We start from the raw sequence: 13193 nt of genomic DNA on the forward strand, positions 1-13193 counted from the left end.
AATACTTGGAGGGTAGTATGGAAGAGAAGAAAGGGAATTACAGTGTCACGGATTTAACATCCCTTGAGAAACTGGAACCCGTACGGGTTCGTCCCGGTATGTACATAGGGAGTACAGGACCGAAGGGAGTGCACCACTGCGTGTGGGAGATTCTGGACAATGCCATAGATGAAATCACCAACGGATATGGAGATACGGCTTATGTGATCCTCAACAAGGACAAAAGCGTCACGGTCATCGACAACGGAAGAGGCATTCCGGTGGGTATCCATCCCACCAAGAAGATCTCCGGTGTGGAGATGGTCTATACGGAGCTGCACACAGGCGGTAAATTCAATCATGAAAACTACAAGACTTCAGGAGGGCTCCACGGTGTAGGGGCGTCCGTGGTCAATGCCTTGAGCAAATGGCTGGAGGTGGAAGTGCATAAGGACGGAAGAATCTACAGACAGAGATTCGAACACGCCTATGACGAGAAATACGGAAGAATCATGCCGGGTACGCCGGTGACGAAGCTGGAGACCCTGGCCAAAACCAACAGACAGGGCACCAAGGTCACCTTCATGCTGGACCCGGAAGTGTTCAGCACCATCGATTTCCGTTTTGAGATCATCGACATGAGAATGATGGAGCTTTCCTTCCAGAACAAGGGCATCACGCTGATTCTGAGAGACAGAAGAGGAGAAGAGGAAGTAGAGAAGACCTATCACAGTGAAAGAGGACTTCTGGACTTCATCGAATACCTGAATGAAAGCAAGACCGTCATCCATCAGGAACCGATCCTTTTTGAAGGAGAGCGAAGCATCGGCAATATTTCCCTGGAAGGGGAAGTCTGCGTGCAGTTCACAGACTCTTCTCTGGAAAACATCGCAAGCTACGTCAACAACATTCCCACCAGTGAGGCGGGCACCCATGAGACGGGCTTCAAGACCGGTATGACCAGAGCCTTCAAGGAATGGGCGAAGAAGCTGAACCTGGCAAAGGACAAGAACTTTGAAGGAGACGATCTACGTGAAGGCATGACCGCCATTGTGAAGATCCGGCTCACCAATCCGATCTTCGAAGGTCAGACCAAGAACAAGCTTGGAAACTCGGAAGCCTATACGCTGATGAATGACCTCAGCTACACCAAGTTCTACGAGTGGATCGAAGACCATAAGGATATCGCCACCAATCTCATCAACAATGCCCTGGAAGCGGCGAAGCGCAGAGAAAAGATCAAGAAGATCAGTGACGCCGAGCGCAAGAAGGTCGGAAAAGGAACGTCTCCACTGGCAGGTAAGGTGGCGGTGGCCACTTCCAGAGACAAGGATGTCCTGGAATTCATCGTGGTGGAGGGAGACTCCGCCGGAGGCTCCGCCAAGCAGGCAAGAGACAGAAGGTTCCAGGCCATCATGCCTTCCAAGGGAAAGATCATGAACACGGAAAAGCAGAAGCTGGAGAACGTTCTGGGCTCAGAAGAGCTGAGACTCTTCAACACCGCCATCGGAACAGGAACCTTGACAAGCTTCAAGCTGGAAGATGTGAAATACGGAAAGATCATCATCATGTCCGATGCGGACGTGGATGGCTACCATATCAGAACCCTGTGGCTCACCTACATCTACAGATACATGAGACCCCTCATCACAAACGGCATGCTCTATCTTGCCCAGCCCCCGCTTTACAAGGTCTACAAGACCGGTAAGAAGGGCACTGTGCAGAAATATGCCTATTCCGATGAGGAACTGGATGCGGCCAAGAAGGAGATCGGCTCCGGATTCAATATCCAGAGATTCAAAGGTCTTGGAGAAATGAATCCGGACCAGCTGTGGGAAACAACCTTAAACCCTGAGACCAGAACCCTTCTACGTGTCACCATCGACGATGCGGCCAGAGCCGAAAGAATGGTATCGCTGCTCATGGGCGACGTGGTGGAACCCAGAAAAAAATACATCTATAAGCATGCAGAATTTTAGGAGGTGGCATTTTGGCGAGTAAAAATCAGATTCCAACAGACAACAACATCCTGAATGTCCCTCTGGAAGAGGCCATGCCGGACAACTTTCTGCCCTATGCGGTGGAAGTGGCCAAGGACAGAGCCCTTCCGGATGTCAGAGACGGACTGAAACCCGTTCATAGAAGAATTCTATACGGCGCTTATCAGCTGAAGGCCTTTCACGATAAGCCCTACTATAAATCCGCGAGAATCGTCGGAGACATTCTGGGTAAGTACCATCCTCACGGAGATTCATCGGTCTACGATGCCATGGTGATTCTGGCCCAGGACTTCAGCACCAGAATGCCCCTCATCGACGGCCACGGAAACTGGGGGTCCATCGATGGAGACAGTGCGGCGGCCATGAGATACACAGAAGCAAGGCTCTCCCGCGGGGCGGAAGAGATGCTTCGTGACATCGACAAAGATACAGTGGAGTTCGTCTACAACTATTCGGATACGGAGCTGGAGCCCAAGGTGCTGCCGTCCCGCTATCCGAACCTTCTGGTCAACGGCGCCTTCGGTATTGCCGTAGGTCTTGCCACCAACATCCCTCCCCACAACATGAGAGAAAGCATCAGTGCGGTCTGCGCCTACATCGACGATCCGGATATGGACGTTTCGGGTCTCATGGAGCATGTGAAGGGACCGGACTTTCCCACAGGAGGTGTACTTATCGGAGGAGACTCCCTGAAGGAAGCCTATGAAAAGGGTGAAGGAAAAGTGGTCCTTCGTGCCAATGCCAAGGTGGAGAAGCTCACCACGGGAAGATACGCCATCGTGGTGACGGAGTTCCCGTACCGAAAGAACAAGGCAAAGCTTCTGCAGCAGATCTCTGCCATGACGGCAGACAAGAAGCATCAGAAGGCCCTGGATGGCATCATGGACATCAGAGATGAGTCCGACAGAGACGGTGTCCGGGCGGTCATCGAGTTCAAGAAGCAGATCGATCTGGAAACGGCGGAGAAGATTCTTCTCTACCTCTACAAGAGATGCGATCTTCAGATCAACATCAACTTCAATATGGTGGCGCTTTATAAGGGGAAACCCGAGACCATGGGTCTGAAAGACATCATCCGCTATTATGTGGAACACCAGAGAGAAGTGGTCCTGCGAAGAACCAAGAAGGAGCTGGACAGCGCACTGAAAAGATTCCATATCGTGGAAGGCTTCATGAAGGCCATCGACATCATGGATCAGGTCATCAGGACCATCAGAGAATCCAGTTCCAAAGCCAACGCAAGAGAGAACCTGGTGAAGGAGTACGGCTTCAGCGAGGAGCAGGCCACTGCGATTCTGGAGCTCATGCTCTACAGACTTACGGGGCTTGAGCTGAAAGCCTATGTCAAGGAACACAACGAGCTGTCAAGGCTCATCAAGTCTCTTGAAAAGATCATAAACAGCCGTGAGGCGCTGGATAAGCTGGTGAAGAAGGAGCTTCTGGAAGTGGCGGAAGACTTCGGCGACGACAGAAGAACGCTGATCATCAAGGACGAGGAGGAAGCGGTCATCGACGCCATGGACATCATCGTTCAGGAAGATGTGGTGGTGACCATCTCAAGAGAAGGCTTCATCAAGCGCATGCCGCTGAAAAACTATCAGAGAGTCACAACGGACGAGTCCTCCATCGAGTATCGTGAAGGGGATGAGCTGGCGGTGCTTCTGGAGAGCAACACCAAGGATGTGCTCTACATCTTCTCGGATTCGGGCATGCTCTATCAGCTGAAGACCATGGATGTGCCGGAGCACAAATGGAAGGATAAGGGCGTCCGCATGGACAACTACATCAAGGGCATCGACTTCAACGAAGAGTCCATCATAGCGGCCTTCTCCATGAACGGACAGGACGAGGAAGGAAGCTTCAAGTTCATCACTTCCAGAGGATCTCTGAAGAGAACGGACCTGGAGAGCTTCAAGACCAATTACTCCAAGATCATCGCCCTGAAACTGAGAAAGGATGAGAAGCTTGTTTCAGTGATTCTGGACAAGTACAGAGTACTGTATGAAAACACCCTAGGAGAACTGCTCCCAAGAGTATACAAGGACTACATCTATGAGAACAGAGATCAGCTGCACATGGTGGAACTGCCTCAGGTGCCGCTCTTTGTAAGAATCCTTACAAAGAACGGACTGGACTTCACTGTGCCGGAAGCTGATGTGGAAGTGAAGGAAAGAATGTCCATTCCGGACAGCTTCCTGAGTCTGCCGGATAAGGATGAGGTCTACAGAGTCCATTATGAGATGGATTATGAGGCCAAGGCATTCAATCTCACCATTTCCGACCGGGGAGAGATCAAGGTGGTGCAGAGAGCCAGCAGAGCCAAGAACCTCTATAAAGTCAGCGGGGAATCCTATCTGAGCCTTGTGATCGTCACAAGTCTTGGTGCATACTACAAGCTGCCCATGTACATGTTTGAGAATCTGGAAGGCAGTGTCATTTTATCGGATCTCTACGATGACATCGATAAGAACGAACGGGTTGTGGGTGTATTCACTCTGGAAGAGGATGCGAACGACAACCAGGAAGTATACTTCGTCACAGAAGAGGGGATCGTCAAGAGAACCTCCGTGGAAGACTTCAGAGGAGAAGTGACCACTTCTCATGTGATCAAGTTCAAGAAGGCCACGGACAGACTGGTCTATGCGGAAGCCTTCAGTGGGGATCTGGATGAGGATATTCTTCTGATTTCCGAGAAGGGCATGGCCATCCGGTTTGAAACCTCAAGCATCTCGCTTCTTTCAAGAAACGCGTCCGGTGTTGTGGGCATGAACCTGAAGGATGAAGACCGGGTCTTCTTCGCCAAGGTCATCACAGAGGAGAAGGAGCTTATGGTAGGCTCCAAAGCCAATGAAGATGAGACCATGAAGATCGAAGACATCAAGCTTCAGAACCGTGCCACAAGAGGAAAGAGCATCATGGTTCTTGTGCTGGGGGATAAGATCAATAAAGTGGAAGTGAATTAAGAGAATAAGATAAACGAAACCGCAGCAGAACTAGAATCATCAGTTCTGCTGCGGTTCTTTTTGAGCCGAGATATGAGGTGCGTATCGATTTGGTGTTATTTTATAGTTACCATTGCTGTTCTATTGTTCCACTTCAGTTATATTATGATAGATTAAAGGTTTATGAGTTTGAGTAGGATAGATAAGGAAAAACCATTATCAGCAAATCGGAAAAAACATATATTTCCGGAATGTTTGATTCTAGTTAAAAGATACTAATAGTTATTAATTTGATTTGATAATTTATAATTATTGTTGTTAATCAAGGATTATGATATGTTTAATGAAAACAAACAAAGCGGAAATTATTTAATATTTTCCGCTTTGTTTGGAATTGGAGGATGATTATGAGAAATAAAACAACAAAAGAAGAGATCATAAGAAGATTCGGCTATGGCAATGCTTTTTCATAAGAAGATCTGTATAAATTCTACAAGATAAAGGAAAATGATTTGAAGGAAGGCACCTTTAGATGGAGAGTATACGAGCTGAAAAAAGAGGGAGTGATCACTACTGTAAAAAGAGGGGTATATATTATTGATGACAAGAAGAAATTTGAACCGAAAGTGTCTCGTAGTGTAAAGATTACTTATAATATGATTGCGCGCGCTTTTCCATATGCGACTATCAGTATTTGGGATACATACTGGTTAAACAGTTTGATGAATCATCAAATTTACACCACGTATGTGATCGTAGAGGTTGATAAAGAAGTAGTAAGTCCTGTATTTAATATGCTTAAGGACAAGAAAGAGAATGTCTTTATGAATCCCAATGAGAAAGAGGTTGAAAACTATATACTCGGGGAAGATGCCATTATTGTAAGACCAATCATTAAGGAAGCTCCGTTGGTGGAGAGATCTGGTATTCATGTGTCGAAATTAGAGAAAATACTGGTAGATTTATATTTCGATAAACTATTACTGGTATCTTATAGAGGTAATGAAATGAAGAATATTTTTACACGAGCACTTGCCGAATATGAGATAAACTATTCTACATTATACAGATATGCACGGAATAGAGGTATAAAAAACAAAATAAGAGAATATATTCAAGAAACAGTAGGTATCGCTGCTGGCGATGATGAAAGGATGAGAAATGATAGATAGAGTTACCTTCACAAATGAGTGGATTGATGATAGAAGTATCTATATGCCAACATTCTTGTAGTGGAAGAGAATTTTACCCTAAAGGATATTTATGTTCAGGGTGTAAATCATAGTGTGAAGTAGAATAGAATATATAAAAGGGTGAGTAAAGTCTCACCTTTTTTTCTGAAAAACATCGGATTGAAAAGTGAATTTTTTTATATAAAATAAGTTTATTCTAATTCGTGTCCGATTCAGAAAATATACGGTCAGGTGATATCATTTATGCGAGTTGAATGAGGATATAATGAAAAATGAAATAATTCTGTAAATTATATTAAACATTGAGGCTCATATGCTTTGGTAATCAAAATATCTTATTGAATATTCTGTTTATTAATTATCGAAATTGATTGATATTGTGAAAGGTAGATAGTAAGATAGAAATGGATAACGTTTACAGAAGAATACTTGAGGACTTCAACTTGATTCGTCCGGTTGAAGTTTTTTTCACCCTAAAAATTATGCACTGATTTTCTGAAAACGCATCTAATTATTTTCAGGAGGCGAAAAATGAAAAAAATTCGAACCAGAAAAATCGCAGTCTGGCTTCTGGCATGGATGTTCGTTCTGACACTGATACCAGGTCAGAAGATCATGGCAGCGCCAGAACCCGTAGGTACGGGTCCCGTAGTCATCTACGAGGCTTATGGTGGTGGAGGAAACAGCGGTGCTGTCTACAAATCCGATTTCATTGTTTTGAAGAACATATCAGATCAGGATGTGGACCTTGCTGGATGGGCCATCCAATATGCATCCGCAACAGGTACTTTCAACAGCAAACTGGATCTTGAGGGTACACTTGCACCAGAAAGCTATTTTGTAATTGAAGCCGGAACTGGCACAAATCAGGAACTTCCCGCAGTGCCGACTCCAGATATGACAACCGGAATCGCTATGGGTGCAAAGTCATTCAAACTTGCCCTGACTAGCGATACTACACCAATAGCGGATTCAAGTCTGAATGAGACAACTTTCAGCAACTATCCGAATATTGTAGACTATCTTGGAGTAGGGACTGCTACAGCGTATCTCGGAGTTGGAACAGCTCCAGAAAGCTCAAATTCCACTTCTGTCATCAGAAAGGATATCGCAAATCCATATACGGGTGACAACAGTGCGGATTTTGAAGTTCATACACCGGATCTTACCTATCTAGATGGAACAACAGATCCAGGAGATGGAGGGACAACAGATCCTGAACCAACACTTGTCACCATTGAAGCAGCAAGAGCTGCAACTGGTGTTGTGAAGACAAAAGGAATTGTAACATTCATAGATGGCAGAAATGTAGTGATTCAGGATGCAACTGCTGCCATTCATAATTATCTTTCCGTGGCAGATGCGGAAATCAGTCTGGGCATGGAACTTACGGTCACGGGTACCAGAGGAGCCTACAATGGCCTGGAACAGATCAATGTAAGTTCTGCAGAAGATGTCATCAAGGGTGAAATCAAGACACTTCCTGCACCAAAGCTGGTTACCATGGCGGATCTTAATGATTCAGCGAAAGCCGAAGCTCTGGAATCCCAGAGAATCCTCATTGAAGAAGTGACGCTTGGTGCAATCGGTTCAAATACGCAGATCAGTAAAGACGAACTGTCTTTCAATATCTACAGATTACCAACCCTCACCGGCATCGCAGCTGGAGATGTGGTGGATGTAGTCGCAGTCTTAAGTCAGTATAACGCTTATCAGCTTCGCGTTGCGGAAGCTTCTGATGTCACTCTTTCCAGTGGCATCGACAGAATCACCGTGGCAGAAGCAAGAGCCGCAACGGGAGAAGTGACAACCAGAGGTATCGTCACCTTCATTGATGGCAGAAATGTCACCATCCAGGACGCTACCGGTGGTATCAACAACTACCTTCCAGCATCCGATGCGGAAATCGTACTGGGTATGGAACTGACCGTGACGGGTAACCGTGGAAGCTATAACAACTGGGAACAGATTTCAGTTACCGCATATGAAAAAGGTGCTGTAAAAGCAATGCCGGCACCAAAAGTAGTCACCATGGAAGAGCTTACAGACCCATTACAGGCTGAAGCACTGGAATCCCTGAGACTGCTGGTCAAAGGGGTGACACTGGATCCTGTATCTGGTGACAACACACCATTATCCAAAGACGGACTTTCCATCAACGTATACAGAATGCCTGCTCTGACAGAAGTGTCAACAGGAGATGTGGTGGATGTGACTGCCATCATGGCACAGTACAAAACAACCTATCAGCTACGCGTCGCAGCTGCAGACCATGTGGTTCTTCATGAAGAAGTACTGGATCCAGTGACAGACGAGATGCTTACAGGACTTACTTCACTGAAGGAAGTCTATGCAGCCACAGCAGGAGATGTTGTCACAACTGTAGGTCAGGTAGCCTATATCTACGGTGGAAACAGTATCCTCCTTCAGGATGTCATCGATGGAGAAATCGTAGGACTTCAGATTTATGATTATCCCAACGTAGATAAATATGTCATCGGTGATATCGTGAAAGTCACCGGTAAGACCAGTCTTTACGGCGGTGTCATGCAGCTTGGATCCATTGCTGCGGAAGATATCGTAGTACTGGGCGCAGAAGAACCTTTCAAAGCACAGGAACTGACAGCAAAGGATATTCTGGACGGAGGCGATCAGTATCTATCTGAATTCGTCGTTGTCAGAGATGCGGTTCTAGGTGCTTACAGTGAAAGTGGCTCTACAATGATTACAGATGCCACTGGAACCATCGGTATTTACCGTGGTGCAGCATTCCCAGTGGGTGTGGTGGAAGGCGATACCGTTCATGTATACGCAGCCGCATCCAAATACACTACCACCAGACAGCTACGTGTAGGCGCAAGCGCTGACTACGTGGTTTCCAACGATACAGACGGACCTGTGATCTCCCTTCCTTCGTTCCTTCCAGCCAAGGCGCTGAAAGACTACAACGTAGCCATTGATGTCATAGACAACGTAGGCGTAAAAACCGTGGAAATGGTTTATGAAATCAACGGGACATCATCAGATCCAATCACAATGGTTAAGAACGACACAACAGGAAAATACCAGGCGGTGATTCCTGGAACAGATCTGATAGACACAGCTCTAGTGAAGGTGACCTTTACAGCTGTGGATGTCAACGAGAACAAGACAGTCGAAACAGCAGAGATCGCAGTGGAAGACAAACCACAGATTCTCTCCGTTACTCCATCGGCCAATGCGGCTACTGGAGAAGACAAGAAACCGGTAATCACAGTGGAATTTGAAAATGCGGGAACAGACCCCGTAGTGATGCTGACACTCAATGAGGATGAACCGGTGGAAATGACCGTTGAAGGCAGCACGGCAACCTACACCATGGCAGAAGCCATGGAAGATGGAAAAGTCAATGCCAGCGTCCTCATTACAAGAGCAGACGAAGTGACTTCCGATGCGTATGAATGGAGCTTCTACATAGGAGAACCACTGTACAATTTCTATTTCGGACAGCTTCATTCCCATACCAATTATTCTGATGGTTCCGGTACACCGGATCAGGCGCTGACTTACGCAAGTAATGCAGAGCAGATCGATTTCCTTGCACTGACGGACCACAGCAACTATTTTGATTCCACTGCAAATCTTGGAACATTCGATAATGAAAACTCAGGACTTGTTTCCAGTGAAAATGCAGCCATGAGCAAATGGGCATACTACAAATCCTATTTCGATCGTTACACCACGGAAGACTTCCTGGCTGTCTACGGATTCGAAATGACATGGAGCGGATCCTACGGACATATCAATACATTCAACTCCAACGGATTTGTTTCCAGAAACGATCCTGTTCTCAACGCCAAAGGCGGATCAGGGCTTCAGGCTTACTATGATCTGCTGAAAGAGCAGGAAGGGACCTTCTCCCAGTTCAATCATCCAGGGTCCACTTTCGGTACTTTCGAAGACTTCGGACGCTATGATAAACTCATAGACGAAAAGATCAATCTGATTGAAGTCGGAAACGGTGAAGGCCCTGTGGGCGGTTCCGGATACTGGCCAAGTTACCAGTATTACACTCAGGCACTGGATAAGGGATGGCATCTTGCACCTAGTAATGGTCAGGACAATCATAAAGGTAAATGGGGGGACTCCAACACAGCTAGAACAGTTGTCGTTGCAGACCGTCTTGACAAATCCTCCATTTATGGCGCCATCAGCGACATGACAGTATACTCCACAGAAGACAACAACTTTGAAGTCTTCTATACAGCAAACAATCAGCCAATGGGTACAGTGCTTACAGATTCTCCTGACAGACTGGACATTCTGGTGGATTTCAATGATCCGGATGCCCTGGACGTCATCGGAAAAGTAAGTGTCATCGTAAATGGTGGTATTGTGGCGCATTCAGAGCAGATCAACTCCAACTCAGGAAAACTTGAAGTCTCACTTCCCAATGACTATTCCTACTACTACATCATGGCAGAGCAGGCGGATGGAGACATCGCCGTCACTGCACCAGTGTGGACAGGTGAAGTCACTCAGGTGGGCATCAACGACATGACTAAAGACACATCCATGGACGTCATGGGTGAAACCACAAAGATCACGACTCATATGTATAATGGAGAAGCAGAAGATTTCACCATTACAAGCGTGGAATATCTTCTTGATGGAGAACTTCTTGCATCCGTTACAGAGAACCTTCCGGTTATCCTGAAGGGAACAGAAGCGGATCTCACATTTGATTATGTACCGGAAAAAGTGGGCAAACAGACCATCACGGTCAATGTGGAAGGAAACCTTAATGGAATTTCCATGGCATTCACCAAGTCCATCAGTCTGAATGTCTATAACAACGACAGCGTCGTGGACATCCTTGTAGATGCGGCTCATGACAACTTCTATATCTCCGGAGACTATGCGGACAACGATACGTACTTTACCGCTGTAGCCGGACAGAAGGGTGCAAGAGTGAAACGTGTCAATGATGTCATCACGGAAGAATCTCTGGAAGGGATCGAGCTTCTTATGCTCACCGTTCCATACAAGGGATTCGGACAGATTCCAAAGAGCTATACAGATGCTGAAATCACGGCAATCAGAAACTATGCGGAAAACGGCGGAAACATCATTCTGACTTCCAAGTCAGACAGAGGGAATCCAGGCGGCGAATTCGATGCGGCAGTGATCTCCAACAGTATCCTGGAAGCAATCGGCGCGAAAGCCAGAATTGCAGATGGTATTGTAGTGGATAACGAAAGAAAGTCCAACGAAGCCTATAGGATCCAGTTCACTGAAGATGCGAACTTCAATGAAGACAGCATGTTCGGTAAGGGAATCCTGACACAGACCACAAAGACTTTCAACGCATACAACTCCGCACCGGTGATTCTAAATGGTGCAACACCGATCGTCTCTGGTTATGAGACCACCTGGGGCGCAAACTATACAGAGAACTTCACGGGTTCAGCCTATGTGCCGAACTATGACGAAGATCTAGTAGTAGTGGAAAAAGGCGATGTGACACTCGTTGCAGAAGAAATGCTTCCAGGAGGAGGCTTTCTTGTAACAGCTGGTGTGACATTCTTCTCCAACTTTGAAGTGACAGTGGAAATGCTCATCGAAGAATCCGTGAGAAACGCGAACTTCATGATTCTCAACAATGTCATCGATGAGATCAAACCTGAACCTGTGATCACGCCGATCGCTGAAGTGCAGGAAGCCGAAGAAGGCCTGCAGTTCACCATAAGAGGCAGACTCACAAGCAACGTCAGCGGTTTTGACAAGAGCACGGCATTCTTTGACAGTGCTTATATTCAGGACGAAACTGGCGGAATCAACATCTTCCCGATTGATGGAAACTACGAAGCGGGAACCATGCTGGAAATCACTGGCATCACTTCTTCCTATCAGGGAGAACACCAGCTGAACATCAGCAGCATGAAAGTCATTGATGAACCTGTTCTAAAGGTTCAGCCGAAGATGATGCAGACCGCTGAAGTATCCTACAACCTGGGACTTCTGGTTCAGGTGGAAGGTATTGTAAGAGACATAGAAATGGTGGAAGGTGTCATTGAAGCCATTTACGTGGAGGACGAAAGCGGTGTTCCGGTAAGAGTGTTCATAGACGGTTATATCGGCACAGACGTTGTCATGCCTGACATAGAAGTAGGCGACATCGTCAATGCCATAGGACTTTCTTCCATAGATCCTCTCGGACCAAGAATCCGTGTCAGAGACAGAAGTGAAGTCACACTGGCAGCGAAAGCTGCTGACAAGGCTGAACTGGAAGAAATTCTGGATGCGGCTGAAGTGATTTCAGTGGAAAACATGACAGAAGAGAGCGCAGAAGCACTAAAGGACGCCATTGCAGCTGCAAAGGCGGTTCTAGAAGATGAATTTGCGACCCAGGAAGAAGTGGACGAAGCTTCTGAAATGCTGCTTGCAGCCATAGAAGCTCTGGAACCTGCGGAAGAACCTGGTACAGGCGAGACAGCCTATGTGCTGAAAGACAATAAGACCGGTGTCATGGTCACAGTTCCTGTGGGAGCATTTGACGAAAAAACTGTTCTCGTTGTGAAACCAGTGGACTATAAACTGTCTGGCTACACCACCAATGCGTATGAAGTGCACTTTACTGTGGATGGAATCGAAGTGCTGCCGAAGGTAGCCGTAACGCTTCATCTTCCAGTGGGCAAGCTTCCTACCAAGGGACTTCTACTGTTCCATGAAAAAGAAGACAAGAGACTTGAAAAGCTCAGCTACAAGCTGTCCGGAAAGTATGTGGAAACCCAGACTAAGGATTTCTCCGTATTCGTTCTGGCAAGCAAAGAAGGTAAATATCCTGCAACAGGCGAAGCGGATCCTATGGCACCAATGGTCATGGGTATTCTGATGCTGGCAGGTGGAGCAGTTCTCCTTTCCAAGAGAAAGCAGAAGTATATTCAGTAGAACTGTCAACCAATGAAACAGGAGCCTGATTCGAAAGAATCAGGCTTTTCATGTTTCGCTGAAACCATGGTAGCACCAGATCCTGGCAGTCCTTCTGAAGGTAAAATTTCAAAATTATTCACGGCGCATTAATAAGAACCCAGTATAAT

Annotated in this window: 4 protein-coding genes; all 4 read left to right on the forward strand. The window is 46.5% G+C overall.

Annotated elements, in window-relative coordinates; genetic code table 11:
* Window positions 1-17: 17 nt before the first annotated feature.
* A complete protein-coding gene (locus ACHAL6_RS05290) occupies window positions 18-1958 on the forward strand; it encodes a type IIA DNA topoisomerase subunit B (protein WP_395269200.1) in 1941 nt (646 codons plus the stop codon).
* An 11-nt stretch (window positions 1959-1969) separates the two neighbouring features.
* Window positions 1970-4942 (forward strand): DNA topoisomerase (ATP-hydrolyzing), encoded by a 2973-nt coding sequence (locus ACHAL6_RS05295; RefSeq protein WP_395269201.1) that lies wholly within the window; start codon window positions 1970-1972, stop codon window positions 4940-4942.
* A 491-nt stretch (window positions 4943-5433) separates the two neighbouring features.
* On the forward strand, window positions 5434-6093 hold the full coding sequence (locus ACHAL6_RS05300) for a DUF6577 family protein (RefSeq protein WP_395269202.1): 660 nt from the start codon (window positions 5434-5436) through the stop codon (window positions 6091-6093).
* A 552-nt stretch (window positions 6094-6645) separates the two neighbouring features.
* Entirely contained in the window at window positions 6646-13044 is a 6399-nt protein-coding gene (locus ACHAL6_RS05305) for a CehA/McbA family metallohydrolase (RefSeq protein ID WP_395269203.1), read from the forward strand.
* The last annotated feature ends 149 nt before the right edge of the window (window positions 13045-13193 follow it).

It is taken from the genome of Proteiniclasticum sp. C24MP, from assembly GCF_043951855.1.
Taxonomy (GTDB): Bacteria; Bacillota; Clostridia; order Clostridiales; family Clostridiaceae; genus Proteiniclasticum.

Bases quoted from the DNA above. Each gene is read 5' to 3' on its own strand.
- ACHAL6_RS05290 (WP_395269200.1), top strand. From the start codon at position 18: ATGGAAGAGAAGAAAGGGAATTACAGTGTCACGGATTTAACATCCCTT.
- ACHAL6_RS05305 (WP_395269203.1), top strand. From the start codon at position 6,646: ATGAAAAAAATTCGAACCAGAAAAATCGCAGTCTGGCTTCTGGCATGG.